Annotated in this window: 24 protein-coding genes; 6 read left to right on the top strand and 18 right to left on the bottom strand. The window is 69.6% G+C overall.

The window, feature by feature from the left end; genetic code table 11:
• Nucleotides 1-31: 31 nt before the first annotated feature.
• From OG714_RS19425 to OG714_RS19405, 5 genes are all read right to left on the bottom strand, one after another.
• Nucleotides 32-2,371 (bottom strand): ABC transporter permease, encoded by a 2,340-nt coding sequence (locus OG714_RS19425; RefSeq protein ID WP_406122605.1) that lies wholly within the window; start codon nt 2,369-2,371, stop codon nt 32-34.
• Nucleotides 2,368-3,060: an ABC transporter ATP-binding protein gene (locus tag OG714_RS19420; RefSeq protein ID WP_406122603.1), complete on the bottom strand. Its 693-nt coding sequence runs from the start codon at nt 3,058-3,060 to the stop codon at nt 2,368-2,370. Before OG714_RS19420 ends, OG714_RS19425 begins: the two co-directional genes overlap by 4 nt.
• Nucleotides 3,057-3,581 (bottom strand): PadR family transcriptional regulator, encoded by a 525-nt coding sequence (locus tag OG714_RS19415; protein WP_366431369.1) that lies wholly within the window; start codon nt 3,579-3,581, stop codon nt 3,057-3,059. The genes OG714_RS19420 and OG714_RS19415 overlap by 4 nt, the downstream gene beginning before the upstream one ends.
• Nucleotides 3,582-3,686: 105 nt before the next feature.
• Nucleotides 3,687-3,926 carry a hypothetical protein gene (locus tag OG714_RS19410; protein ID WP_406122601.1) on the bottom strand — a complete coding sequence of 80 codons (240 nt, stop codon included), beginning with the start codon at nt 3,924-3,926 and terminating at the stop codon, nt 3,687-3,689.
• Nucleotides 3,923-4,849, bottom strand: a complete 927-nt coding sequence (locus OG714_RS19405; protein ID WP_406122599.1) for an SPFH domain-containing protein — start codon at nt 4,847-4,849, stop codon at nt 3,923-3,925. The genes OG714_RS19410 and OG714_RS19405 overlap by 4 nt, the downstream gene beginning before the upstream one ends.
• 235 nt (nt 4,850-5,084) lie before the next feature.
• On the opposite strand from OG714_RS19405, the gene OG714_RS19400 reads away from it, so the two are divergent.
• Nucleotides 5,085-7,418, top strand: coding sequence for a transglycosylase domain-containing protein (locus OG714_RS19400; RefSeq protein WP_406122597.1), 2,334 nt, complete (start codon nt 5,085-5,087; stop codon nt 7,416-7,418).
• Nucleotides 7,419-7,497: 79 nt separating this feature from the next.
• Here the strand turns inward: OG714_RS19400 and OG714_RS19395 are convergent, their stop codons facing one another.
• The 7 genes from OG714_RS19395 to OG714_RS19365 all read right to left on the bottom strand — a co-directional run bounded on the left by OG714_RS19395 (nt 7,498) and on the right by OG714_RS19365 (nt 16,814).
• Nucleotides 7,498-8,955: a catalase gene (locus OG714_RS19395; RefSeq protein WP_406122595.1), complete on the bottom strand. Its 1,458-nt coding sequence runs from the start codon at nt 8,953-8,955 to the stop codon at nt 7,498-7,500.
• Between the two features lie 97 nt (nt 8,956-9,052).
• Nucleotides 9,053-11,137 carry a SpoIIE family protein phosphatase gene (locus OG714_RS19390; RefSeq protein ID WP_406122593.1) on the bottom strand — a complete coding sequence of 695 codons (2,085 nt, stop codon included), beginning with the start codon at nt 11,135-11,137 and terminating at the stop codon, nt 9,053-9,055.
• 288 nt (nt 11,138-11,425) lie between these two features.
• Nucleotides 11,426-12,118, bottom strand: a complete 693-nt coding sequence (locus tag OG714_RS19385) for a DUF402 domain-containing protein (protein WP_406122591.1) — start codon at nt 12,116-12,118, stop codon at nt 11,426-11,428.
• 72 nt (nt 12,119-12,190) lie between these two features.
• The gene (locus OG714_RS19380) at nt 12,191-13,594 is read right to left on the bottom strand and encodes a class II fumarate hydratase (protein ID WP_406122589.1); all 1,404 of its coding nucleotides are present in this window, start codon (nt 13,592-13,594) and stop codon (nt 12,191-12,193) included.
• 82 nt (nt 13,595-13,676) lie between these two features.
• Nucleotides 13,677-14,216 carry a helix-turn-helix domain-containing protein gene (locus OG714_RS19375; RefSeq protein ID WP_406122588.1) on the bottom strand — a complete coding sequence of 180 codons (540 nt, stop codon included), beginning with the start codon at nt 14,214-14,216 and terminating at the stop codon, nt 13,677-13,679.
• A 182-nt stretch (nt 14,217-14,398) separates the two neighbouring features.
• Complete coding sequence (locus OG714_RS19370; RefSeq protein WP_406122586.1) at nt 14,399-14,764, bottom strand: SH3 domain-containing protein; 366 nt, start codon at nt 14,762-14,764, stop codon at nt 14,399-14,401.
• Between the two features lie 382 nt (nt 14,765-15,146).
• Nucleotides 15,147-16,814 (bottom strand): fumarate hydratase, encoded by a 1,668-nt coding sequence (locus tag OG714_RS19365; protein WP_406122584.1) that lies wholly within the window; start codon nt 16,812-16,814, stop codon nt 15,147-15,149.
• 182 nt (nt 16,815-16,996) lie between these two features.
• On the opposite strand from OG714_RS19365, the gene OG714_RS19360 reads away from it, so the two are divergent.
• On the top strand, nt 16,997-17,713 hold the full coding sequence (locus OG714_RS19360) for a DUF1707 domain-containing protein (protein WP_406122582.1): 717 nt from the start codon (nt 16,997-16,999) through the stop codon (nt 17,711-17,713).
• Nucleotides 17,714-17,886: 173 nt separating this feature from the next.
• Nucleotides 17,887-18,261: a WhiB family transcriptional regulator gene (locus tag OG714_RS19355; protein ID WP_026150672.1), complete on the top strand. Its 375-nt coding sequence runs from the start codon at nt 17,887-17,889 to the stop codon at nt 18,259-18,261.
• A gap of 90 nt (nt 18,262-18,351) precedes the next feature.
• Here the strand turns inward: OG714_RS19355 and glpX are convergent, their stop codons facing one another.
• Nucleotides 18,352-19,386 carry a class II fructose-bisphosphatase gene (gene glpX / locus OG714_RS19350; RefSeq protein ID WP_033286599.1) on the bottom strand — a complete coding sequence of 345 codons (1,035 nt, stop codon included), beginning with the start codon at nt 19,384-19,386 and terminating at the stop codon, nt 18,352-18,354.
• A gap of 126 nt (nt 19,387-19,512) precedes the next feature.
• Between glpX and OG714_RS19345 the strand changes: the two genes are divergently transcribed.
• On the top strand, nt 19,513-20,034 hold the full coding sequence (locus OG714_RS19345; protein ID WP_406122580.1) for a DUF4245 domain-containing protein: 522 nt from the start codon (nt 19,513-19,515) through the stop codon (nt 20,032-20,034).
• A 96-nt stretch (nt 20,035-20,130) separates the two neighbouring features.
• Here OG714_RS19345 and OG714_RS19340 read toward each other — a convergent pair whose 3' ends face one another.
• The 4 genes from OG714_RS19340 to OG714_RS19325 all read right to left on the bottom strand — a co-directional run bounded on the left by OG714_RS19340 (nt 20,131) and on the right by OG714_RS19325 (nt 23,952).
• Nucleotides 20,131-20,721, bottom strand: coding sequence for a malonic semialdehyde reductase (locus OG714_RS19340; RefSeq protein WP_406122578.1), 591 nt, complete (start codon nt 20,719-20,721; stop codon nt 20,131-20,133).
• Between the two features lie 270 nt (nt 20,722-20,991).
• Nucleotides 20,992-21,240, bottom strand: a complete 249-nt coding sequence (locus OG714_RS19335) for an exodeoxyribonuclease VII small subunit (protein ID WP_406122577.1) — start codon at nt 21,238-21,240, stop codon at nt 20,992-20,994.
• Between the two features lie 26 nt (nt 21,241-21,266).
• Nucleotides 21,267-22,475, bottom strand: a complete 1,209-nt coding sequence (xseA, locus tag OG714_RS19330; protein WP_406122576.1) for an exodeoxyribonuclease VII large subunit — start codon at nt 22,473-22,475, stop codon at nt 21,267-21,269.
• Nucleotides 22,476-22,581: 106 nt separating this feature from the next.
• Nucleotides 22,582-23,952 carry an APC family permease gene (locus OG714_RS19325; protein ID WP_406131874.1) on the bottom strand — a complete coding sequence of 457 codons (1,371 nt, stop codon included), beginning with the start codon at nt 23,950-23,952 and terminating at the stop codon, nt 22,582-22,584.
• A 113-nt stretch (nt 23,953-24,065) separates the two neighbouring features.
• Here OG714_RS19325 and OG714_RS19320 point away from each other — a divergent pair, with 113 nt between their 5' ends.
• Both OG714_RS19320 and ppgK read left to right on the top strand, forming a co-directional pair.
• Nucleotides 24,066-25,091, top strand: a complete 1,026-nt coding sequence (locus OG714_RS19320) for a 4-hydroxy-3-methylbut-2-enyl diphosphate reductase (protein ID WP_406122575.1) — start codon at nt 24,066-24,068, stop codon at nt 25,089-25,091.
• A 29-nt stretch (nt 25,092-25,120) separates the two neighbouring features.
• Nucleotides 25,121-25,867, top strand: coding sequence for a polyphosphate--glucose phosphotransferase (gene ppgK, locus OG714_RS19315; RefSeq protein ID WP_406122574.1), 747 nt, complete (start codon nt 25,121-25,123; stop codon nt 25,865-25,867).
• Between the two features lie 166 nt (nt 25,868-26,033).
• On the opposite strand, the gene OG714_RS19310 is transcribed toward ppgK, so the two are convergent.
• Nucleotides 26,034-26,609, bottom strand: coding sequence for a DUF6542 domain-containing protein (locus OG714_RS19310; protein ID WP_406122572.1), 576 nt, complete (start codon nt 26,607-26,609; stop codon nt 26,034-26,036).
• Nucleotides 26,610-26,752: the final 143 nt, after the last annotated feature.

Here is a 26,752-nt window from a genome sequence, read left to right as displayed (position 1 = left end):
GGACGGGTCGCGGACGGGGCGGGGACAGGCCCTACTCCGTGCGCAGCCCGTCCGGCCGCATCATCCGCAGCAGCGGCGGCAGGCTCAGCAGGGTCACCGCCAGGACCACCCCCGCGCCGATGCCGGACATCGCCAGCACACTGGCCCAGTCGATGCGCACCGCTGTGGCGCTCATCTTCAGCAGCACCGCGCCCAGCGTCAGCCCCACCACCGTGGCCAGCACCAGGCCGAGCCCGATCGGGATCGCCGTCTGCCACAGCACCGACAGGCTCAGCGTGCGCCGTCGGGTGCCGAAGGCGACCAGCGACGACAGCAGCTTCTTACGCTCCCGCAACTGCTCCAGCTGCGACACCAGCAGGCTCGCCCCGATGAGGAGCAGCACACAGGTGGCACCGACGAACAGCCCGGTGCGGATCGAACGGAACTGCGGCGACACGTCGTTGCTCGCCAGGGTGAACACGTCCGCCAGCGGGTCCATCGTCGCGACGGTGTTCCGTACGTAGTCGCTCGCGTCCGGCACCGACTCGTCGAGCGAGACGAACACCTTCTGCTCCAGGCCCTTCATCCCGTTCGCGGGCAGCGCGCCCGAGGTGATCAGCAGCCCGTCACGGGCGTAGCCGGTCGGGTCCTCGCGAGGCGTAGCCGTCTTCACTCCGGCCGGTACCTTCCAGGCACCCGGAGCGCTCGGCATCTCGTCGTACGACGGGTCGAAGTACACCGTTCCGCCGGCCCTGGACAGCCGCTTCGTCATGGCGGCGGTCCCGCTGTCGCTGCTGGTGATCCGGAAGACGTCACCGTCGCGGCAGGCCGTCAGGCGGGCCACCTCACGCAGTTGGGCACAGCTGCCGACGGCCACTCCCAGCTCGTCGTTCGGGTTCTTCGCCCGGTCGCCGACCGTGGTCTGCGAGATGGCCGACGTACGGCTCACGCCCTTGGTCCCCGCGATGTTCCGGTCGGCGTCGGCCAGCGAGGTGCCGCTGTCGATGGAGACCTCCATCTGGGCCCGGTTCAGATCGTTGCCGGTCGCTTTGGTGTAGCTGCCCTGGACGCCGGAGAACAGCATCTGCAGGGCGATCGCCCCGGCCACCGCGACGGCGATGCCGTTGACCATCCGGGCGGCCGCACCGCTGCTCAACTGGAGCCTGCGGACGGCGAGTTGCCAGGACACCGAGCCGGAGTTCAGCCGGGCCACGGTGGCCTCGACGACCCAGGGCAGCAGCGCGGTGACACCGACGAGCAGCAGGACCGTGCCGCCGATCACCAGCCACTGGTTGAAGTTGCCGTTGGAGTCGCCCTTGCCGGTCATCGGGTAGAGCATCGCGAGGCCGGCCAGCGGCAGCAGCAGCCGCCACCACAGCCGGCGTCGCGGCGGCTTCGCCTTGCGGACCACACCGAGCGGTTCGATGACGACCCCGCGCAGCGCCAACAGCGTCACCAGCACGGCCGCGGCCGGTACGGCGACGGCGACGAGCAGGGCGAGCGCGGGCGACGGGTTGAGGTCGCTGGGGTACAGGCTGATGTCCCGCACATCCAGCAGGGACGCCAACTGCCGCCCGGCCAGGAAGAATCCGGTGCCGAAGACGAGCCCGAGGAGCGCCCCCGCGAGCGCCTCGCCGCCCGCGATCCGGCGCGCCATCCGCCCGTCCGCACCGACCAGACGCAGCGCCGCGAGCCGCCGGTCCCGGCGCTCGCCGCCGAAGCGCACGGCCGCGGCGATGAACACGGCGACCGGCAGCAGCAGTACGACGAAGACGATCAGGATCAGCAGGAGCAGCACCGGGTCCAGCTTGTCCGGCTGGCTGCCCGGGGAGGGCCCGTAGTAGTCGATGCGCTCGACGGTGCCCCCGGACTGACGCCCTTCCAGTCCCTTCCCGCCCGCGTAGTAGGCGAGTTCGGCGGGCCCGATGAGCCCTTGGTCCGCGATGGTGCCGGAGATCTGGTAGGGCAGGCGCTCGCGCAGCAGCTTCCCGGAGTCCGACTTCAGCAGCTTGTCCAGCGCGGGGGAGACGACCATCTCGTCCGGCGCGGGGAACTTCGCGACTCCCGGCGGCAGCGGCGCCTCGGCGCCCTCGGGCTCCAGCAGCCGGCCGCGGACGTCCCTGCTGCGGAACGTGGTGTCCGTGTCGGCGACGATGACGGTGTTGTCCGCCTTCGCCAACCGCTTCCCGCTGTACGTGAAGTCCATCCGGGCGTTGCCGCGCGCGTCCCGTTCGGACAGCGCGTTCGGCAGCGCCGTGGTGAGCAGCAGCAGCGCCACCCCGAGCCCGACGCCGACGGCCGTCAGTACGGCCCGTACCCAGCCCTCACGCCCGCCGCCGAAGGCGAACCGCACCCCCATGGCCAGATCGGCCCCCCACTGACGCAGGTTCATACGATGCGCTCCATGTCCCTGGACTTGCCGTCCCGTACGACGATCTCGCGGTCCGAGTAGGCGGCCACCCGTGCCTCGTGCGTGACCAGCACGACGGCCGCGTTGGTGGACCGGGCCGCCTCGGTCAGCAGCTCCATCACGCGCTCGCCGTTGAGCGAATCGAGCGCGCCGGTCGGCTCGTCGGCGAACAGCACCCGCGGGCTGGTGACCAGCGAGCGGGCCACGGCGACGCGCTGCCCCTGCCCGCCGGAGACCTCACCGGGCCGCTTCTTCGCGAGGTCGTCGACCTCCAGCCGCTGCATCCAGTTCAGCGCGGCCCGCTCGGCCTCCTTGCGGTGCGTGCCGTTCAGCCGCAGCGGCAGGGCGACGTTCTCGACGCACGTCAGCTCCGGCACCAACTGCCCGAACTGGAACACGAACCCGAACTCCGAGCGGCGCAGCGCGCTGCGCTCGGCGTCGCTCATGGTCGCCATCTCCTGCCCGTTGTACGTGATCGAGCCCGAGTCGGGCGGCACGATCCCGGCGAGACAGTGCAGCAGCGTGGACTTCCCCGACCCGGAGGGCCCCATCACGGCGACGACCTCACCGGGATGGATGGAGAACTCCGCGCCGTCCAGCGCGGTCGTCGGACCGTAGGCCTTGCGCAGCTCATGGGCCGCGAGCAGGGAACCGGCGGGATGTGTCGTCACTTGGCAACCACCTCGGCGAGTTTGTCGAGGCGCGCGGCGGTGAGCTCCAGCCACCGCAGGTCGGCCTCCAGATGGAAGAGGGCGTGGTCGCAGATCAGCTGGTCCGCGAGATCGCCCTTGCGCTTGCGGTCGGTCAGGATGCGCATGCTGCGCAGATGCTCGGAGCGCTGCACGTCGAGGATCTCGGCCGCGTTCCGGTGGGTGAGCAGCGCGAGGACGACCTTGGTGTAGAGGGCCGACTGCAGATACGGCTCGGGCTTCTCCGGCGTCGCGAGCCACTTCTGTACGTCGGTGACCCCGGCGTCGGTGATCGCGTACCGCTTGCGCTCGGGACCGCCGCCGGCCTCGATGCCGTCGACCTCGACGAGACCGTTCTTCAGCAGTCGGGACATCGTCGAGTAGACCTGGCCGTAGTGCAGCGGCCGGTCGTGACCGAACTTCTCGTCGAAGGCCCGCTTCAGGTCGTAACCGTGACGCGGGCCGGACTCCAGGAGCCCCAGAAGGGTGTGACCGATGGACATGCCGAGCACTCTACACACGGGGTATACCTGGCGTGTATACGCACGGTGTGTAGATCATGGCGGGCGGTACTGCCGTGCAGGTGGGAGCCGATTGTCACGGTTCTGTCATTGAGGTGGCGCTGGTGGGCGGCCACGACGAGGCAGCGGTCCGGCCTCACCGGGCAACCGCCCCGCCTCCGCCAGCGCCCTGCGCAGCAGGAACTCGATCTGCGCGTTGGCGGACCGCAGTTCGTCCCCGGCCCACCGCGCGATCGCCTCGTACACGGACGGGTCCAGCCGCAGCAGCACCTGCTTGCGCTGCTGCGGCTGACGCTTCGCCTCGGAGGCCTCGGAAGGTTCGGTCACTGGTACAGGGTGCCCGTGTTCAGCACGGGCTGCGGCGCCCGGTCCCCGCAGAGCACGACCAACAGGTTGGACACCATCGCCGCCTTCCGTTCGTTGTCCAGCTCCACGATGTCCTGCTCGGTGATCCGGGCCAGCGCGGCCTCGACCATGCCCACCGCCCCGTCCACGATCTGCCGCCGGGCCGCGACGACCGCACCGGCCTGCTGCCGCTGGAGCATCGCCGAGGCGATCTCGGGCGCGTACGCGAGATGCGTGAAGCGGGACTCGATGATCTGGACGCCGGCCGCCTCGACACGCGCGCTCAGTTCGACGGCGAGCTTCTCGGTGATCTCCTCGGCGTTGCCGCGCAGCGAGAGCCCGCCCTCGTCGTGGGCGTCGTAGGGATACTCGATGGCGATGTGCCGTACGGCCGTCTCGGTCTGGGTGGCGACGAACTCGGTGTAGTCGTCGACCTCGAAGGTGGCCTGCGCGGTGTCGCGGACCTTCCAGACGACGACCGCGGCGAGCTCGATCGGGTTGCCGTAGGCGTCGTTGACCTTGAGGGCCGGGGTCTCGTGGTTGCGGACGCGGGTCGAGATCTTGGTGCGCGAGGTGAACGGGTTCACCCAGCGCAGCCCGTCCTGCCGGATCGTCCCCCGGTACCGCCCGAAGAGCTGCACGACCCGCGCCTCGCCCGGTGCGACCGTGTTCAGCCCGCGCATCGCGATGAACGCGGCGAGCAGGACGAGGATGCCGCCGATGATCAGCGCGGCCTTGGCGCCGCCCGCGTCGACCGCACCGGCTGTGACCAGCAGCCCGGCGGAGACGAGCAGCCCGGCCAGACCGAGGACGAGCGCGAGCCCGCCGCCGATGCTGTGCGCGGTGAACTCCCGCACGCGCGGGGCAGGCATGTTGGGCACGTCTGCGGGTACTTCGGTGGTCATGGCGTTCCCCCGTAGCTTGGTTTAATCAAAGTGATATCACTTTACCCGGGTACGGCAACCTTCAACCCCGCTCGTACGTCGGTTCCATAAGGACGGGTGCTGATTGTCACGTCCGTAATGGACCGGATCGACAGCCCTTTGTCACAACTCCTGGTGTTAGCTTTCTGAGCTGACTTGACGGGTGAACCTGTGTGACACCAGAGCACAAGAGAGCGAAGCGGAGCGAAACGGACTCATGGGACGAGCGGAAGAGAGACGAGCGCGCCAACGCGGTGGCCACCGCGCTGCGCCCAAGACCCGCCGCTCGTCAGGGGCGGACGGCACGGGCGCCACGGGCGCCACGGGAGCCGCGGAAGGCAAGAGCGCCAAGGACGGCAAGAGCTTCATACGCAGGCTCTTCACCTGGAAGAAGATCCTCGGTACGTTCCTCGGCCTCTGCCTGCTCGGTATCGGCGCGTTCATCGTGCTCTACATGATGATCAGCATCCCCGCGGGCAACGCCGACGCGAAGCTCCAGAGCAACGTCTACAAGTACAGCGACGGCTCGATCCTGACCCGCAAGGGCGATGTGAACCGCGAGAACGTCGACCTCTCGCAGGTGCCCAAGCCTGTTCAGGAGACCTTCGTCGCCGCCGAGAACAAGACCTTCTACAGCGACGCCGGCGTCGACCTCAAGGGCACCGCCCGCGGACTGCTGAACACGCTGTCCGGCAAGGGCGCGCAGGGCGGTTCGACGATCACCCAGCAGTACGTCAAGAACTTCTACCTGACGCAGGACCAGACCGTCACGCGCAAGCTGAAGGAAATGGTCATCTCGCTGAAGCTGGACCGCGAGAAGTCCAAGGACTACATCCTCGCCGGGTACATCAACACCAGTTACTACGGCCGTGGCGCCTACGGCATCCAGGCCGCCGCCCAGGCCTACTACCGCGTCGACGCCAAGGACCTCTCGGTCGAGCAGGGCGCCTATCTCGCCGCGCTCCTCCAGGCGCCGAACCAGTACGACTGGGCGATCGCGAGCGACACCGGCAAGAAGCTGGTGGAGGCGCGCTGGAACTACGTCCTGGACAACATGGTCGAGCAGGACTGGCTGAGTTCCACCAAGCGTGAGGACATGAAGTTCGCGGTCCCCAAGGCACCCAAGGCCGAGGCCGGCATGGCGGGCCAGACCGGCTACATGGTGACCGCCGCCAACGAGGCCCTGGAGAACCAGCTGATCGCCTCGGGGCAGGCCGCCAACACCAAGGACGCCGAGACGCTGGTCAGCGCGGGCGGCTGGACGATCACGCTCAACATCGACAAGAAGAAGCAGGCCCAGCTGGAGAAGTCGGTCAAGTCCCAGCTGACCAGCAAGCTCAACGCCAAGAAGCGCAAGGTCGACGGGAACGTCCAGCCCGGTGCGGTGTCCGTGAACCCGAAGACGGGCGCGGTCGTGGCGATGTACGGCGGCGTGGACTATCTGAAGCACTTCACGAACAACGCGACCCGCACCGACTACCAGCCCGCCTCCACCTTCAAGCCGGTGATCCTGGCCGCGGCCCTGGCCGACGAGGCCAAGACGCAGTCCGGCAAGACGATCACGACCAACACGCTCTACGACGGCACCAGCAAGCGCCCGGTCGTGGGCAGCGACATCGCGTTCGCGCCGGAGAACGAGGACGACCAGGACTACGGCAAGGTCACCGTCCAGACGGCGATGAACAAGTCGATCAACGCGGTCTTCGCGCAGCTCGGTGTCGACGTCGGCATGGACAAGGTCATGAAGACCGCGGGCGAACTGGGCATGGACACCGGCGACTTGAAGGCCGTACCCGCACAGACCCTCGGCACCATGGGCGCGAGCCCGATGGAGATGGCCGGCGTCTACGCCACCTTCGACAACCACGGCAAGAAGGTCACCCCGGCGCTCATCAAGTCGGTCGCGCACAACACGCGCACGGTCACCATGCCGAACCCGATCGGCTCGCAGGTCATCCCGCGCGAGGCCGCCGACACGGTGTCCTCGGTGCTGACCGGTGTGGTCGACGACGGTACGGCGAAGGTGTCGGTGGCCGAGAACAGCAAGCGCGACGGGCAGCAGGTCGCGGGCAAGACGGGTACGTCCGACAACAACAAGTCGGCCTGGTTCACCGGCTACACGCCCGACCTGGTCACCTCGGTGGGCCTGTTCGGCGAGAAGGCCGGCAGTGGCGCCCAGGTCCCGCTGACCGGCGCGACCGGTCTGATCACCGCGGGCGGCGGCCGTATCAACGGTGGTGGCTACCCGGCGCAGATCTGGGCGACGTACATGTTCGGAGTGACCAAGGCGAACGGCAAGTTCGACCTGGACACGGACCAGGGCGCGGCCGTCGAGCCGGACTTCACGCCGACGGCGACCCCGACCCCGTCGGCGACGCCGTCCGCGACGCCGACGACGAAGAGCCCGTCGCCGACCCCGACGACGGAGTCACCCACCCCGACGCCGACCCCCACGCCGACCCCGACACCCACCCCGACGCCGACGATCAGTTCGCCGACGACACCGAGCGACGACGACACGGACAACCCGTTCGACCAGCTCGACCAGTAGTCAGGTCACACGCAGAGAGAGGGCGCCTGGCACTTCGCCGGGCGCCCTCTCTCGTACCGCTGGGTGAACTCCCGTACCGCTACTCGAAGTTCGCGGCGATCCGGTCGCCGAGTTCCTTGTCCACGTTCTGCCAGTAGCGCAGGGCGCGGTCGAGGACCGAGCGGGAGACGTCCGCCTTCAGGTGACCGGTGATGTTCGAGACGAGCCGGTCGCGGGCCGCGTCGTCGAGGACCTCGCGGACCATCGTGCCCGCCTGGCCCCAGTCGTCGTCCTCGCGGTGCGACTTCGTTGCCTCGCGGACCAGTTCACCGGCGGTCTGCCAGCTGGCCGGGTCGCCGAACTGCCCGTAGTCGGCCGCGGGGCCGCCGTAGGAGTTCGGGGCGTACGGCCGTGCCGCGCTGGACGCCTCGTACCGCATCGGGCCGTCCTTGGCGTACGAGTTGACCGGGGAGTGCGGCCGATTGGGCGGCAGCTGGGCGTAGTTGGGGCCGATCCGGTACCGGTGGGTGTCCGGGTACGAGAACAGCCGGCCCAGCAGCATCTTGTCCGGCGAGGGGCCGATGCCCGGCACCAGGTTCGACGGTTCGAAGGCGGCCTGCTCGATGTGGACGAAGTAGTCCTCGGGGTTGCGGTTCAGGGTCATGCGGCCGACGTCGATCAGCGGGTAGTCCCCGTGCGGCCAGACCTTCGTCAGGTCGAAGGGGTTGAAGCGGTAGTCCGCCGCGTCCTCGAACGGCATGATCTGGACCTTCAGGGTCCAGCTCGGCGCGTTCCCGGACTCGATCGACTCGTGCAGGTCCCGGCGGTGCTTGTCGCCGTCGGACCCGGCCAGCTCGTCGGCCTCGGCCTGGGTGAGGTACTCGATGCCCTGGTCGGTCTTGAAGTGGTACTTCACCCAGAACCGCTCACCGGCGCCGTTGATCCACATGTAGGTGTGGGAGCTGTAGCCGTTCATGTGGCGGTACGTCTTCGGGATGCCCCGGTCGCCCATCAGCCAGGTCACCTGGTGTGCCGACTCGGGGGAGAGGGTCCAGAAGTCCCACTGCATGTCGTTGCTGCGCAGCCCGGTCGCCGGGTGGCGCTTCTGCGAGCGGATGAAGTCCTGGAACTTGATGGTGTCCCGGACGAAGAAGACCGGGGTGTTGTTGCCCACCATGTCGTAATTGCCATGCTCTGTATAGAACTTGAGGGCGAAGCCACGGGGGTCGCGCCAGGTGTCGGGCGAGCCCTGCTCACCGGCGACGGTGGAGAACCGGGCCAGCATCTCGGTGCGCTTGCCCGGCTGGAAGAGGTCGGCCCTGGTGAACTGGCTGACGTCGTTGGTGACTTCGAAGAAGCCGTACGCGCCGCTGCCCTTGGCGTGCACCACCCGCTCGGGGACCCGTTCCCGGTTGAACTGGGCCATCTTCTCGATGAGGTAGTGGTCCTGGAGCAGGATCGGGCCGTCGGGTCCGACGGTGAGCGAGTGTTCGTCGCTCTCCACCGGGATGCCGACGTTGTTCGTGGTGTACGGAGTGTGCTGGGGTGCCTGCGTCACGAGCGTCCTCCTGTTCGGAAGAAAGTAGGTCGCTTTCGCTTCGCGTACCCCAGCAGTCAACTCCGACGCCGGTATGTCGGCAACTTTTGGACGATGTCTAATTCCGGTTCAGTTCGAACCAGACCACCTTCCCGGTGCTGAGCCGGGTGGCTCCCCACCGACGGGCCAGTCTGTTGACCAGATACAGCCCGCGTCCGCCCTCGTCCGTGGCCCGCGCCTGCCGCAGCCGCGGCAGCTGGGGCACGTCGTCGCCGACCTCGCAGCGCAGCACGTCGGTCCGCAGCAGCCGTAGCGTGACCGGCCGGGACGCGTACCGTACGGCGTTCGTCACGACCTCGCTGACCAGCAGTTCCACGGAGTCGCTCATGTCCTCCATGCCCCAGCGGGCCAGCGCGCGCCGGGCCAGCCGGCGGGCCTGGCCGGGGGCCGAGTCCTCCGGGTCGAGGAACCAGTACGCCACGTCGCTGGGCGCGATCCCGTCGAAGCGTGCGGCGAGCAGCGCGATGTCGTCGTCCCGGTCGCCCGGGCCGAGCATGTCGAGCACCTCGTCGCACAGGGCTTCCAGGGGCGGCGGGTGATCGGGTCCGGTGAGCTGCGCGACCGCGGCGAGCTTCTCGCGCAGCTGCTCTATCCCGGTCCAGACGTCCCGCAGCCGCGACTCGACGAGCCCGTCCGTGTAGAGGAGCAGAGTCGCTCCCGCAGGGGCGTCCAGCTCCACGGCCTCGAAGTCGACGCCGCCGACACCGATCGGGGCGCCGGGCGGCACCCGCAGGACCTCGGCCCGGCCGCCCAGGTGCAGCAGCACCGGCGGCGGGTGTCCCGCGTTGGCGATGGTGATGCGGTGCGAGACCGGGTCGTAGACCGCGTAGAGGCAGGTCGCCATGCGGTCGGTGCCCAGCCGCTGGGCCTGTTCGTCGAGGTGGTGCAGGACCTCCTGCGGGGGCAGGTCGAGACCGGCCAACGTCTGTGCGGTGGTGCGGAGTTGGCCCATGATCGCGGCCGAGGTCATGGAGTGGCCCATGACGTCGCCGACGACCAGGGCGACCCGGCTGCCGGGCAGCGGGATCGCGTCGTACCAGTCACCGCCGACGCGGGCCGTCTCCGCGGCCGGGAGGTACCGGGACGCCAGCCGTACGCCCGTGGGGCGCGGGAGGGTCTCGGGGAGCATGGTGCGCTGGAGCTCGTCGGCGATGTACGCCTCACGGCCGTAGAGCACCGCCTTGTCGATGCCCAGGGCGCTGTGCGTGGCGAGTTGGGCGGCGACCAGGAGGTCGTCGGCCTCGAACGCCATGCGCTCGGGGCGGCGCAGGAAGAGCGCGGCGCCGATCACCCGGCGCCGGCCGCGCAGCGGCGCGAGGATCGCGCGCTGACCGGCGGGGACGATCAACTCGCCGCCCTCGCCGAGGAGTTCCGGCAGCGCGGCGCGCGCGGCGGGAGAGTCGGCGAAGACGGGACGTACGCCCCGCAGCACCTCGTTCAACGCACCGCCGGGCCGTACCTCGCACAACTCCGCGGTGACCGCGGACAGTTCGGAGGGCTGCTCCGGCTGTATCGCGGGCATGAAGCCGTTCTCCGTGTCCCGCTCCTCCGGGATGCGGTCGGTACGGCGCAGCCGCAGCACGACGGGACCCGTGGGCCGCTCGTCGCCCACGGGCAGCGGGTCGCGGAGATAGACCAGGATCGCGTCCGAGAACGTCGGCACGGTCGCCCGGCACAGCCCCATGACGATCTCGTCGAGGTCGATGCCGCGGGCGATCCGCCGGGTCGCGGCGCCCACGAAGCGCAGCCGGTCCCCGTCCCGCCGCATCGGCATGGGACCGGCGGGCGGCAGCCCCTGTCCCGTACGGCGCTCCTTGGCGGCGGCGTCGGAGATCTCCGCGCCGCCCGGCTGGGCCGGGATGCCGTCGGGTGCGGGGCGCGGGCGGTGGGCGTCGGGTTCGGCGGCCGAGGGCTGGGAGTGCTCGGAGCCACCTGCGGTGTCGGGCTTCACAGGGGTACCTGCCGGGTCCTTCCCCTTGGCGCGGGACGTGCTCGTACCCGGCGGCTCGCCGGTGCGTGCCTGTGCCGGTAAGCCGGCTCCACCGGACGGCCTGGACGGCGTCGAGGTGTGCAGGAGCGCCCCGCGGGGGTCTGCGGGGTCGGCGCCGCTCGGGCGCTCGAAGGAGGTGGGGTGCTCCGTCACGCGTGTCGAATCCGTCCGTCCGGGACCGCACGCCGCGCGTGCGGATCGTCCCGCCGAAATGCCGATACCCGGAATACGTGCCCCAGGAACGGAATTCCCGCGTGGTCAGAGGCTGTTCCTGTGTCACCGGCGGGCCGGCGGCCCGGTCCGGTGGTGCCCTGATACCCCTCGCTCACGTCCTGCCGCCCCTCGGTGACGTCTGGTCAGTCCCGGTGCATACCCCGGGAGTTGTCTGTGCCCTTGCGGAGGACGATCCTACGGTTGAGGACCGGGGGCGCATCAAGGGTCTCATGTGGACATGTGCGCGGGGGTGCGGTCCCAGTCCTCCGGAAGTGAAGGTACAGCCCAGGACGGATCCGGGCGCCAGTGCTGCCAGCCGTCGGCGAACGGAGCCCCCCACGAGCGGATCGTCTCGACCGCCGACCAGCCCGCTTCCCGCACCCGCTCGGCGAGTTGGGGATCCATCAGCCCGTCCCGCTGGGCCTGCGCGAACTCGTCCTCGTCGAGCCAGCGCCAACTGCGGTCCGGGTGCACGGAGATGTCCAGGAAGTGATCCACCGAGTCGACTCCGCCGTCCCAACGGAGCTGTGGTTCCTCAAGGTTCACGTACCAGTTCTTGAACTGCCATCCGGGTTCCCAGAAAAGCCACACCGACCAGGGCTCACCGGGCCGCGCCAGCTTCAGCACACCGGTACCGAACCAGTGGTCGCGCTGGACCGTGCGCGGCTTCGTGTACCGGGTCTCCAGCGGCTCCAGGTGCACCGGCGTACCGTCCGCGAGCACCGGCTTCACACACTCGGTGCCGGGCGCCATCCAGACGGCGAGCAGCTCCTCGTCGTCGCGGACGACCGTGACGGGGCGGGCGATGTGGTAGCGCCGTCCGGCGTTCTCCCGATAGCGCCACAGGATCTGACTCCCGGGCGCCCAGAAGGCCGTAGACGTACCCGCTTCCACCGCTCGCACCGCTCCACCGTCTGCCATGAACAGATATTAGGTGCCCCGGGCATACGACGCTGCGGTGCGCGTCACGGTTCGCGCCATGGCGACAATTGGTTACGGACGCGTCATCCGCAGGACATCGAGGGCCTCGTCGAGCTGCGCGACGGTCAGGTCACCGCGCTCCACATAGCCGTTCTCCAGCACGACTTGGCGGATCGTCTTCCGTTCCGCGAGCGCCTTCTTGGCGACCTTGGCGGCCTCCTCGTACCCGATGTACTTGTTGAGCGGAGTGACCACGGACGGCGAGGACTCGGCGTACTCACGCGCGCGCTCCCGGTGAGCGACGATCCCCTCGACGGTCCGGTCGGCAAGCAGCCGCGACACGTTGGCGAGCAGCCGAATCGATTCCAGAACGTTCTTGGCGATCACCGGCAGCATCACGTTGAGCTCGAAGTTGCCCGCGGCCCCGGCGGTGGCGACGGCCGCGTCGTTCCCGACGACCTGCGCGGCGACCATCAGCACGGCCTCCGGAATCACCGGATTGACCTTGCCGGGCATGATCGACGACCCCGGCTGCAGATCGGGCAGCGAGATCTCCGACAGCCCGGTCCGCGGCCCGGACGCCATCCACCGCAGATCGTTCGCGATCTTCGTCAGCCCTACGGCGATGGTCCGCAACTGCCCGCTGGTCTCGACGATCCCGTCCCGCGCGCCCTGCGCCTCGAAGTGGTCCCGCGCCTCGGTCAACGGCAGCCCGGTGACCAGCGCGACCTCCGCGATCACGGCGGCGGAGAACCCGGGCGGGGTGTTGATCCCGGTCCCGACGGCGGTACCGCCCAGCGGCAGTTCGGCGAGCCGGGGCAGTGAGGCCTGCAACCGCTCGACGCCGTAACGCACCTGCGCCGAGTACCCGCCGAACTCCTGCCCCAGCGTCACCGGCGTGGCGTCCATCAGGTGGGTCCGCCCGGACTTCACCACATCGGCGAACTCGACGGACTTGCGCGACAGCGCGCCCGCGAGGTGCTCCAGGGCGGGGATCAGGTCGTGGATGACGGCACCGGTGGCCGCGATGTGGATGGAGGACGGGAAGACGTCGTTGGACGACTGCGAGGCGTTGACGTGGTCGTTCGGGTGGACATCCCGCCCGAGCCGCTCGGTCGCGAGGGTGGCGATCACCTCGTTGGTGTTCATGTTGGACGAGGTCCCGGACCCGGTCTGGAACACGTCGATGGGAAAGTGCTCGTCCCACTTCCCGCCGGCGACCTCACGCGCGGCTTCCTGGACCGCCTCCGCGATGTCCTTGTCCAGTACGCCGAGTTCGGCGTTCACCTTCGCGGCGGCACCCTTGATGCGGGCCAGCGCCTCGATGTGGGCGCGCTCGATCCGCTGCCCCGAGATCGGGAAGTTCTCCACCGCCCGCTGGGTCTGCGCCCGCCACTTCGCGTCGACCGGGACACGAACCTCCCCCATCGAATCGTGCTCGATACGGAACGGACCCACTGTCTGACCGTCGGCCATCGCCGATCACCTCCTGTGGGGGACAGCATCGCGGACACGCCCCGTGTTCCCACCGCAGCGGATCGAAACGGAGTGTCCCGGCTCAGTGGCCGGGCCCGGCGCACACCGGCTTCCCGCCCGCCTCGGCACACACTCGCGCCCCGCGCGGGTCGGCTGCGGCCGGCATCGGGCCACTGTGACCGTCCGAGCGCTGGCCGCCCGGGTACCGGCAGGAGGCGACCGTGTGCTCCACCGCCACATCGTGATCGAGGACGTCGGTGGCACCGGCGGTGACCGCGACGGTGGCGGCCATGGCGGCGAGGGCGACGAGGGCACGGGCGGGGTGACGGAGGCGTCGGGGCCGTACGGACGGGACCGCGGGTTCCGGCGGCGGGGGACCGGGGCTGAACCGCTCCTGAGTCGCCGCGTCCCACAGGGCGAGCAGCGCGCCGGGGTCGGTCCGGGCGAGCCGGGCGAGGGCCTCCACGGCTGCCCGGGGCGGGAGTTGGTCGCCGTTGAGATAGCGGTGCCAGGTCGACTTGCTGAACGGGGTGACGGACGCCAGCGCGGCCAGGCTCAGCCCGGTCCGCTGCTTGAGGAGGCGGAGCCGGTCCGTCAGGAGCCGCTGTCTCTCGACCGTCACGTGGCTTTCCATCCTGCTCCCTCGCCGAACCGGGGTGACCGGGGGTGACCGCCGTGATCCGTTCCCGGGGCCGGCCGCGCGCCACACCCCGATCACCGGAATATGAAGGGGTGTTGACCTGGCACCACCCGACGGGACGCACTGGGACGCCCCGTCGGGTGGTGCCGTGGGTCAGACGAGGGTCAGCACCAGCGGACGGTGCTGCGGTTGTGGACGTAGTGCGCGGAGACGTAGCCCTCGTGGTGCGGGAGCTTGTACCAGCGGTGGTTGCCGAAGACGCTCGACCCGCGCGTCTCGCAGACGATGGGGAGGCTCCGCCCGACCGGCCGCGACCCGACGGCGCGGTAGCCGGTGCCGGGGCCGGAGCGGACGTTCAGGCGGGTGTGGCGGTGGGTCGTGACGCGCCCCCAGGTGTGCCGGGGCGCCGTCACGACGTGGTGCCGGGCGTGGGGAGCCGGGGAGTTGGTGGCGGCGACGGCTGTGACGGGGAAGACGGCGACGGCTGCGATCGCGGCGACGAGACCGTTGCGCAGAGTGCGTCGGATCATGGGGGGTTTCCTCCGAGTCGTGACTGAGGATCACGGGCTGTGATCCAGCCAGGTCGGAGCTTTTCCGGCAAGCCTCACAAAAATGCCGTCCCACCGTTTCCCGGGATGAAATGGGACACGGGCCAGGAGCTTGCGCATCCCGGAACACCACTCGACACGGGCGGCACCCTCTTCAGCTCAGGCGGCACCCATTTCAGGCCAGGCGGCACCCACTTCGGCCCGGGCGGCGCCCTCTTCAGCCCAGGCCGGCTACATCCAGCCTGTCCGGCGTTTGAGGACGAGGCCGTTCAGGCCGATGGGGGTCCAGGGGGCGGAGCCCCCTGGCGGGGCCGAAGGGGCAGCGCCCCTGGTGATGGGACGGGTAGGGGCGGCGGGGGCGAAATCAGACCAGCCCAGGCCCCCGCACCGGAATATGCGTGAACGTAGGCTCAGGCGCCGGGTTCTGGAAGAAGTCGTTGCCCTTGTCGTCGACGACGACGAACGCCGGGAAGTCCTCGACCTCGATCTTCCAGACCGCCTCCATGCCGAGCTCCTCGTACTCGACGACCTCGACCTTCTTGATGCAGTCCTGGGCGAGCCGCGCCGCGGGCCCACCGATCGACCCGAGGTAGAAGCCGCCGTGCGCGTCACACGCGTCGGTGACCTGATTGCTCCGGTTCCCCTTGGCCAGCATCACCTTGGACCCGCCCGCCGCCTGGAACTGCTCGACGTACGAGTCCATGCGCCCGGCGGTCGTAGGCCCGAAGGACCCGGACGCGTACCCCTCGGGCGTCTTGGCGGGACCGGCGTAGTACACCGGGTGGTCCTTCAGGTACTGCGGCATCTCCTCGCCCGCGTCGAGCCGCTCCTTGATCTTGGCGTGCGCGATGTCACGCGCCACGACGAGCGGCCCGGAGAGCGAGAGCCGGGTCTTGACCGGGTACTTGGTCAGCTCGGCGAGGATGTCGTCCATGGGCTGGTTGAGATCGATGCGGACGACGTCCTCGGCGGAGTCCAGGTGCTCGTCGGTGGTCTCCGGCAGGAACCGCGCCGGGTCCGTCTCCAACTGCTCCAGGAACACGCCCTCGGCGGTGATCTTCGCGACGGCCTGCCGGTCGGCCGAGCAGGACACGGCGATGGCGACGGGGCACGAGGCGCCGTGCCGGGGCAGGCGGACCACGCGCACGTCGTGGCAGAAGTACTTGCCGCCGAACTGCGCCCCGATCCCGATCCGCTGCGTCAGCTCGAAGACCTTCTGCTCCAGGTCCTTGTCCCGGAAGCCGTGCCCCAACTCCGAGCCCTCGGCCGGGATCTCGTCCAGGTAGTGCGCGGAGGCGTACTTCGCGGTCTTCAGCGCGTACTCGGCGCTGGTGCCGCCGACCACGATCGCCAGGTGGTACGGCGGGCAGGCCGCCGTGCCGAGCGAACGGATCTTCTCCTCCAGGAACTTCATCATGGAGCCCTCGTTGAGGACCGCCTTCGTCTCCTGGTAGAGGAACGACTTGTTGGCCGAGCCGCCGCCCTTCGCCATGAACAGGAACTTGTAGGCGCCGCCGTCGGTCGCGTACAGCTCGATCTGGGCGGGCAGGTTCGACCCGGTGTTCTTCTCGTCCCACATGGTCAGCGGGGCCATCTGCGAGTACCGCAGATTGAGGTTGAGGTACGCGTCGTAGATGCCGCGCGACAGGGCCGACTCGTCGCCGCCCTCCGTGAGGACGTTCTGTCCGCGCTTGCCCATCACGATCGCCGTACCGGTGTCCTGGCACATGGGCAGCACACCGGCGGCCGCGATGTTCGCGTTCTTCAGGAGGTCCAGCGCGACGAACTTGTCGTTGTTCGACGCCTCGGGGTCGTCGATGATCCGGCGCAGCTGTGCGAGGTGGGCGGGCCGCAGATAGTGCTGGATGTCGTGGATGGCCTCGGCCGCGAGCGTGCGCAGCGCCTCGGGCTCGACCTTGAGGAACGTCCGCCCGTCGGCCTCGAAGGTGGAGACACCCTCGGAGGTCACCAGCCGGTACGGGGTGGTGTCCTCTCCCATGGGGAGCAGATCGGTGTACGCGAACTCAGGCATGTCGCCCATTCCTCTTTCGACAGACAGCGCGGCCAGCCGCCATTGGCGGGCACCGACCAGCGTAGAACCTGCCACTGACACCGAGCTTGTGAGGTAAGGCTCAGTTCTTCCGGGCATTGCCGCCACGCCAACGTTGTCCACACCCCTAGTCGCGATCTATCGCGTTTCGGTACGCTGCTGCCGTGGACCTTCAGAAGCAGCCCGCATCCGCCCCCACGGCCCCGCAGCCCGCGCCCGCCGCCCCGTCGCTGCGCGCCTCGGACGCCGACCGTGACCGCATCGCCGACATCCTGCGCGAGGCCCTGGCCGAGGGGCGCCTGGACGCGGACGAGCACGCCGAGCGGGTCGAGGGGGTGCTGAGCGCCAAGACGGTCGGTGAGCTGGAGGTCTTCATCCAGGATCTGCCGGCCGCCCATGGACACCGGGCGACGACCCCGTCGTACAGCCCGGCTCCGAACCGCCCGGCGGAGGGCGCGATCCCGGCCGAGGCCGACCAGCACGTGGTGGCGGTGTTCAGCGCCGCGATGCGCAAGGGCCGCTGGCGCGCGGGCCGCCGTATGCACGCGTACGCCGTGTTCGGCAGTGTCGAGATCGACCTCAGCGAGGCGATCTTCGAGTACCAGCAGGTCGTCATCAAGGCGATCTCGGTCTTCGGCAACGTCGAGATCCGCGTCCCGGAGAACGTGTCGCTGCGCGGCACCGGCGGCGGCGTCCTCGGCAACTTCGAGGTGGACACGCTGGATTCGGTCGAGCCGGACGCGCCCGTGATCTACGTCGACGGGTGGGCCGTACTCGGAAACATCGAGGCAAAACCCAAGCGGGGCAAGCTCGTTGCGGACATTCTCGATCGGGTTCAGCGAAAGGTCGACAAGGGTTTGCGCAAACACCTGGACCGTTGACGGTTGTGAATCGGGACACATGTGGAGCTGATCGGTCCACGCCCGTCCGCCCCTGACATCGCGCAGAAGCGCCCTAAAACCAGCGGTTCGGAACTCAGTGCATAGGCGCGCGCACAGCGGGTAGGCCTTGCTGCATCGTCTCTCGCTCGCGAAGCCGTCGTCAGGAGTAGACCGTGCTGCAACCGCCGCATTCGTCCCTGCAGGTAGCTGCTGTTCCGGCTCAGCGGGTGCCTGCGCGAGACAGGGACCAAGACGCTCCATGGCACACCGAAGCGGTGTGCCGGCGCGACGAGGCAGGCCTGTTCTTCGCACCCTCCAAGGAACCCACCGCCGCCCGACTCTCCCGCGAGGACGCCGCCAAGCGCGTCTGCGCCCGCTGTCCGGTCATGGTCGAGTGCCGAGAGCACGCGCTCCTGCAACCCGAGCCGTACGGCGTCTGGGGCGGCCTCACCGCCGCCGAACGCCGCGTGGTCCTGGCCAGGCGCCGCCGCCGCGATCTGGAACTCCAGAAGGCCCGTGCCGCGGGCCGTATAGCGGCGGCAGGCTGACCGACGCAGAAGAGGCGCCCCCACCGCACCGGGGGCGCCTCTTTCACATACGACCGTGCGGTCGTGGCTTCTTTCGTGCCTGCGTGGTGGTTACTTGGCCCGGTCGAAGTCGATCGCGCTGTACGCCCGCAGCTTGCTCAGCCGGTGTTCCGAATCGATTCGCCTGACGGTCCCGGACTTCGACCGCATCACGATGGAGTCGGTGGTCGCGGTCTCCGCGCGATAGCGAACACCCCGCAGCAGCTCGCCGTCGGTGATCCCGGTCGCGACGAAGAACACGTTCTCGCCGGACACCAGGTCGTCGGTGGTGAGCACGCGGTCCAGGTCGTGCCCGGCGTCCAGCGCCCGCTGCCGCTCGGCGTCGTCCTTCGGCCACAACTTGCCCTGGATCACGCCCCCGAGGCACTTCACGGCACAGGCGGAGATGATGCCCTCGGGCGTGCCACCGATGCCGAGCAGCAGGTCTACGCCGGTGCCCTCGCGCAGCGCCAGGATCGAGCCCGCGACATCGCCGTCGGAGATCAGCTTGATCCGCGCACCGGTCTCCCGGATCTCCTTGATGATGCCGTCGTGCCGCGGCCGGTCCAGGACGACGACGGTGACGTCCTCGGGCGTGACCCGCTTGGCCTTGGCGACCCGGCGCACGTTGACCGAGATCGGGGCCTCGATGTCGACGAACTCGGCCGCCTCGGGCCCGGCGACGAGCTTGTCCATGTAGAAGACCGCGGACGGGTCGAACATCGAACCCCGGTCCGCGGCGGCCAGCACGGCGATCGCGTTCGGCATGCCCTTGGCGTTGAGCGTGGTCCCGTCGATCGGGTCGACGGCGATGTCGCACTCCGGCCCGGTCCCGTCACCGACGCGCTCGCCGTTGAAGAGCATCGGCGCCTCGTCCTTCTCGCCCTCACCGATGACGACGACGCCGTTCATCGAGACGGTGGAGACGAGGGTCCGCATGGCACGCACGGCGGCACCGTCGGCGCCGTTCTTGTCACCGCGCCCGACCCAGCGGCCCGCGGCCATCGCGGCGGCTTCGGTCACCCGGACGAGTTCCAGGGCGAGGTTGCGGTCGGGGGCCTCGGAGGGGACTTCGAGTTCGGACGGCAGATGATGATGCTCGGTCATCGGAGCGCACCTTTCTGATACGACGACGGCCGGATGAGGGTATGGCCCCGACTCTATCGCCAGGCAGACAAAATGAGCAGGGGGGCCCACGGATGAGCGGACCAGGGCACCTGCGACGATAGGGACGTGGCAGGTTCGAACGGTAAGCAGAAGACGGTCCGGGACATGATCCTCTCCCTGGGCCTGATCGGGATCGCGGCGGCGATCGTCTACATCTTCATCCCGCACAGCGACCACGCTCCCGACATCAAGCGGGTCGACTACCGCGTGGAGCTGCTCACGGCACGCCGTGCGGCGCCGTACCCGGTGGCGGCCCCGGAGGGCCTGTCCAAGACCTGGAAGGCGACCTCGGTCAGCTACGACGGCGCCGCGTTCAACGCCTGGCACCTCGGGTTCAGTGCCCCTGGCGGACAGTACGTGCAGATAGAGCAGTCGACTCAGAAGCCCGCCGACTTCGTCGACACCGCCAGCCAGGGCGGCACCGCGACGAAGACGACCCAGGACATCGACGGCCGCACCTGGACCCGATACACCGGCGGCCGCTACGACGCCCTCGTGCTCGCGGACAAGGGGTCGACGACGGTCGTGGCGGGCACGGGGTCGTTCGCGCAGCTGACGGAGATGGCGAAGGCGCTTCAGACGAAGTAGACGGACGGCTGAGGCGGTGGACGGACGGTTGCGGCGAAGGCCCCCGGCGCGGTGCCGGGGGCCTTCGTCATGTCTTCTGCCGCTGCCGCTCGGTGCTCAGACGGTCGTGACGACCTCGTCGTACTCCAGACGCGGGGAGCGCGGGAACCAGGCGTCCTCGCCCGGCTTGCCGATGTTGATGACGACGAACGGGGTGTGGTCGCCGTCCAGGAACTCCTTCTGGACGCCCGCGAAGTCGAGACCGGTCATCGGGCCGGCGGCGAGGCCGGCGGCGCGGATGCCGATGATGAAGTACGCGGCCTGGAGGGCGGCGTTCAGCGCGGCGTTGCCCTCGCGGACCGAACGCTCGCCGAAGACGGCGTCCTTGGCCTGCGGGAAGTGCGGGAACAGGTTCGGCAGTTCCTCGTGGAACTCGTTGTCCGCGGAGAGGATCGCGACCAGCGGGGCGGCGGCGGTCTTCTTCTGGTTGCCTTCGGAGAGGTGCCGCACGAGACGCTCGCGGGCCTCGGGGGAGCGGACCAGGGTGATGCGCAGCGGCGACTGGTTCATGGAGGTCGGGCCGTACTTGACCAGGTCGTAGATCGCCTGCACCTGCTCGTCCGTCACCGGCTCGTCGGTGAACGTGTTCGCGGTGCGGGCCTCGCGGAACAGCAGGTCCTGGGCGGCGGGGTCAAGAACGAGAGACATACGAGAACTTCCTCGGATAGCCGGAAACCGGAACCGGACCATGGTCCGGATAGGCTGACGAGACCGACCGTACGCGATGAGAGGTTCAACGTTCAACCAAAACTGGAGTATGGTGATCCGCATCACAGGGAATCGCCGTGGGGGCTCCTTGCCAGGTGTCCGCTGGTGCTGCCAACTGGTGGCTGCTGTGGCTTGCTGCTGGCCGCCAACTAGTCGCTACTTGCGATCCGCCACCCGTCAGCCGCCAGCCGCGTCAGCCGCCCGCTCCCGCTACTCGCCGTCGCCGGCCGCCCCCGCGGCCGAGCCCTCTTGCTCTTCCTCCGCCAGTGCCGCGTCCAGCCGGGCCCGGGCGCCGTCCAGCCAGCGGCGGCACACCTTGGCCAGTTCCTCGCCGCGCTCCCAGAGTGCGAGCGACTCCTCCAGGGTCGTGCCGCCCGCCTCCAGCCGCCGTACGACCTCGATCAGCTCGTCGCGTGCCTGCTCGTATCCGAGCGACTCTTCCGTCACCTTGCTGGTCATTCGCCCACCCTATGCATCAACAGGAACTACGCCTCGACCCGAACCGTGAACTCGCCCTCGGCGACCCGCGCGCGGAGCGTTTCGTCCGCGCTCACCTCGTCCGGGTCCCGGACGACATGCCCGTCGGCCCGCTGCAACACCGCGTACCCCCGCTTCAGGGTGGCCGCGGGGGAGAGGGCCACCACGCGCGCGTGCGTGTGGGTCAGCTCCGAGTCGGCGCGGTCCAGGAGGTGGCCGAGGGTGCGTCGGCCGCGGTCGAGGAGGGCGGCGACATGGTCCGCGCGTTCGTCGATCATCCGGTGCGGATCCTGTATCGACGGCCGCGACAACGCCTGCGCCAGCCCGCGCTCCTCCCGGTCCACGAACGCGACGACACACCGCCGCGCCCGGTCGCGCAGCTGCCGTACGCGCTCGTACTCCTCGCCGACGTCCGGTACGACCTTCTTCGCGGCGTCGGTGGGGGTGGAGGCGCGCAGGTCGGCGACGTAGTCCAGGAGGGGGTTGTCGGGCTCGTGCCCGATCGCGGACACCACGGGCGTACGACAGGCCGACACGGCCCGTACGAGCTGCTCGTCGGAGAACGGCAGCAGGTCCTCCACGCTGCCGCCGCCCCGCGCCACGATGATCACGTCCACACCGTCGAGCGCGTCCAACGCCTTGACGGCCTGCACGACTTGCGGCACGGCGTGCACGCCCTGCACGGGCACGTTGCGCACCTCGAAACGGACGGCGGGCCAGCGGTGCCGCGCGTTCTCCAGGACGTCCCGCTCGGCCGCCGAGGCCCGCCCGCAGACCAGCCCGATCAGCTGCGGCAGGAACGGCAACGGCTTCTTCCGATCGGCCGCGAACAGCCCCTCCGCGGCCAGCGACTTCTTCAACTGCTCAAGCCGCGCGAGGAGTTCACCGACCCCGACCGGCCTTATCTCGGTGGCCCGCAACGACAACTGCCCCCGCGGCGCATACCACTCCGGCTTCGCGAGGACGACCACCCGCGCGCCTTCGCTGACGACATCGGCGACCTCGTCGAACACCTGCCGGAAGCAGGTCACGCTCACCGAGATGTCGTACGACGGGTCACGCAATGTCAGAAACACGACACCGGCACCTGGCCGCCGCGACAACTGGGTGATCTGCCCCTCGACCCACACCGCACCGAGCCGATCGATCCACCCGCCGATCAGCCGGGAGACCTCACCGACGGGGAGCGGCGCGTCCGGAGCGTTGTTGAGAGCCATGCGCCCGAGGGTATCGGCCACCTGTGACAACGGGGTCGAGGTGCGGGGCGGGGCGGGACATGGGGCGGAGCCCCAGGAGACGCACGCCCCCAGCCGCGCCCGGTAACTACTGCCGGATCGCCGCGCGCGACTGCACCGCCAGCACCACCAACCCCACCGCCAGCCAGATCGCGCCCACCACCTGCGCGGTTCCGGACGCCTCCACGATCACGGCGATGGTGATCGCCGCCCCCAGCACCGGCACCAGCACGTGCCGCCACCACACCACCGGGCCACCCTGCCGCCGTACCGCGAACCAGCCCACCACGCTCGCGTGCAGCAGCGTGAACGCGGTCAGGGCGCCGATGTCGACGACCGAGACCAGGTGGTCGAGGCCGTCGTCGCGGCGGGCCGCCCAGACCGCGGCGATCAGGGTGACGACGGCTGCCGAGAGCAGTGCGACGCGCGGTACTCCGTCGTCGGTCTTCGACAGGGCGCGGGGGAGGCGCCGGTCGCGGGCCATCGCGAACACCAGACGGCCCGCCGCGGCCTGCCCGGCCAGGGCCGCGAACGCCGCGCCGATCGCCTTGCTGACGGCGACCAGGTTGTGCAGCCAGCTGCCGACCGAGACGTCGACCGCGTCGTAGAACGCCGATCCCTGTTTCCCCGCGTCGGCGGCGAGTTGTGCGGATGTCGTCGGCTCCAGGAGGGCGACCAGGTACGACTGGGCGATGAAGAGCACACCGGCCAGGGCGAGGCAGAACAGCAGCGCCCTGGCGACCTTCTCGGAGCCGCCGGTCACCTCCTCCGCGAAGGTGGCGACCGCGTCGAAGCCCAGGTAGGACAGGACGGCGACCGAGACCGCGCCGATCACCGCCGACAGCGCGAACGCGCCCTGCGTGCCGTCCCCGGAGAGCGGTGACAGCCAGCCCCGTTCGGCGCCGTCGCGCGCGAGGACGACGATCGCCGACACGATGAAGATGACGAGGACGACGATCTCCATCGCGAGGACCAGGAAGCCGACGCGGGCCGCCGCGCGGACACCCCAGAGGTTGAGGCAGGTGGTGATGACGACGGCCAGCGCGGTCCACACCCACCGGGAGACGTCCGGGACCAGCGCGTTCATGGCGATCCCGGAGAAGAGGTACGCGACGGCGGGGATCAGGACGTAGTCGAGCATCGCCATCCAGCCGGCGATGAACCCGGCCTCCTTGCCGAGCCCCACGCGCGCGTAGGCGAACACCGAGCCCGCCTGGGGGACGACCCGCACCATCTGCGCGTAGCTGAACGCGGTGAACGCCATCGCGACCGTGGCCACGATGTAGACCAGCGCGACGGCGCCGTGCGACTTGGCGTCCAGGGTGCCGAACACGCCGACCGGCGCCATGGGGGCGATGAACAGCAGCCCGTAGACGACGAGATCACGGAACCCGAGGCTGCGCCGCAGCTGGGGCCCGTCGCCGGCCGTGGTCGTCGTGTCCGTGCCCGTGTCCGCCATCTCGCGTCTCCCGTACGTCGTGCCCGGCCCCCACCCCTCCCACTCCACCGCGAGTCTCCCCACGCCAGTCTCCCCAAGGAGGCGATCTTTGACCCGTCGAGCGCGGCCTTACGATGGGACGCATGACTGCTTCGTCTGGCCGCCGTGTCCTGCTCGCCGCCCCCCGGGGCTACTGCGCGGGCGTGGACCGCGCCGTGATCGCCGTCGAGAAAGCCCTTGAGCAGTACGGGGCTCCGATCTATGTCCGGCACGAGATCGTGCACAACAAGTACGTCGTCCAGACCCTGGAGAAGAAGGGCGCGATCTTCGTCGAGCGGACCGAGGAGGTCCCCGAGGGGAACATCGTGATGTTCTCCGCGCACGGCGTCGCGCCCGTCGTCCACGACGAGGCCAAGCAGGGCCGGCTCGCCACGATCGACGCGACCTGCCCCCTGGTGACCAAGGTCCACAAGGAAGCCGTCCGTTTCGCCAACGACGACTTCGACATCCTGCTGATCGGCCACGAGGGCCACGAGGAGGTCATCGGCACCTCCGGAGAGGCCCCCGACCACATCACCCTGGTCGACGGTCCGTCCGACGTCTCCAAGGTCGAGGTGCGCGACCCGTCCAGGGTGGTCTGGCTCTCCCAGACGACCCTCTCCGTGGACGAGACCATGGAGACGGTCGACGCCCTGAAGGAGAAGTTCCCGCAGCTCATCTCCCCGCCCAGCGACGACATCTGCTACGCCACGCAGAACCGTCAGCTCGCCGTGAAGCAGATGGGCGAGGAGGCCGACCTGGTGATCGTGGTCGGCTCGAAGAACTCCTCCAACTCCGTACGGCTCGTCGAGGTCGCCAAGCTGGCCGGCGCCCGCGCCGCCTACCTGGTGGACTTCGCCGACGAGATCGAGGAGGCCTGGCTGGAGGGCGTGACCACGGTCGGCGTGACCTCGGGCGCCTCCGTACCGGAGATCCTGGTCGAACAGGTGTTGGAGTGGCTGTCCGGGCGCGGCTTCGAGGACGTCGAGCTGGTCAAGGCGGCCGAAGAGTCCATCACGTTCTCGCTGCCCAAGGAACTCCGCCGTGACCTGCGCGAAGAGGCGGCCGCACTGGTCGCCGAGCGCACCGGTTCGGACCGTACGGCACCCTCCGGGCAGTGACTGTCAGTCGTTCGTCGTAGCGTGGATCCATGCAGATCTTCGGCGTGGACATCGGTGGATCCGGGATCAAGGGCGCCCCTGTGGACCTGGACAAGGGCGAATTGACCCAAGAGCGGTGCAAGGTGCTGACCCCGCACCCGGCGACACCGGACGGGGTGGCCGACGGCGTGAAGGAAGTCGTCGACCACTTCGGCTGGACGGGACCGGTCGGGCTCACGTTCCCAGGTGTGGTCACCGGCGGGGCCACGATCCGTACGGCGGCGAACGTCGACAAGAGCTGGATCGACACGGACGCGGGCGCGCTGTTCAGCGACAGGCTGGGCGGCCTCCCGGTGACCGTCGTCAACGACGCGGACGCGGCGGGCGTCGCCGAGATGCACTTCGGCGCCGGCCAGGGCCGCAAGGGCACGGTGATCCTGCTGACCTTCGGCACGGGCATCGGCAGCGCCCTCTTCGTCAACGGCGTCCTCGTCCCGAACACGGAGCTGGGCCACCTCGAACTGAACGGCCACGACGCCGAGAAGAAGGCCTCCAGCAAGGCCAAGGAGGACGGCGAGCTGACCTGGGAACACTGGGCCCACCGCGTCCAGAAGTACCTCGCCCACGTCGAGATGCTGTTCTCACCCGAGCTGTTCATCATCGGCGGCGGAGTCAGCCGCAAGGCCGACAAGTTCCTGCACTTCATCGAGGACATCAAGGCCGAGATCGTCCCGGCACAGCTGCAGAACAACGCGGGGATCGTGGGGGCGGCGATGCACGCGGCGGGGGATGACTAGGGGTTTCTAGGGGCGCCGGCGACGGCTGGGGCTGGTTGTCGGTTGTGTGCTCCGGTGGAGCGGGTGACGGGGGCTCGTACGGGTCCGGACGGCTCGGGCGACGTGGTAAGTTCCGCCGCGGATCAGCCTCCGGACCCGCACTCGAAACCGAGTCGGGGCCGGGGAGTCACGTCTGTCGGCGGCGCTTCAGCAGCCGAACCCTGCGGACGGTCGCGATGAGCCCGGCGACGAGTGTTCCGCCGTACAGCCAGCCGGCCTGTGTGGCGAGGGCGGTGAAGACGCCCACCAGGCGGTTGGTGAGGCCGCCGCTGCCGTCGGCCACCGGGAAGAGGCCGACGGCGAAGGCGATCGGGACGACGACCGGCGCGGTCAGCAGGTCGCCGCGCCGGATCCAGACCGCAGTGAGCACGCACACCGGCAGGAACAGCACCCCGTAGACGGTCAGCGACGCCCCGAACAGGAACTGGTCGATGCACCCGAGCACGAACATCACGGCCGCGCAGAACAGCCCGCCGCCGAGCCCGGTGAGCCGGGGGTTCGGCAGCTGACGTACGGTCTGGGCCGCCGCGGGGCTCGGGCGTCGTACGCCCGCCGGACGGCGCTGTGCGGTGCCGCGTGCCTGCGGGCCCGGGCGGGTCGTGCGGGCCGGGCCGCCGTTCGGGCCCCGGCCCGCCTGCGGGGGCAGAGGCGGGGCCCCGCGTCTTGCGCCGGGCTGTGGGGGTCGTGTCCTGTGTTGCTCCACTGGACCAACTTAGGTCGGTTTATGTGCCGAATAGGTCCTCAGACACGCCGATGGGCAGAGCTTGGCCACGTGTTCGACGCGGAGCCGGGAGGGCGCGGCTCACGCCGTAGACTGGTGGATCGGCCCCCGGGCGCCAGTCTCCG

The organism is Streptomyces sp. NBC_00989, assembly GCF_045162655.1.
GTDB lineage: Bacteria > Actinomycetota > Actinomycetes > Streptomycetales > Streptomycetaceae > Streptomyces.
Note: the sequence above shows the minus strand (reverse complement) of the source record. Positions and strands in the feature narration are given on the sequence as shown.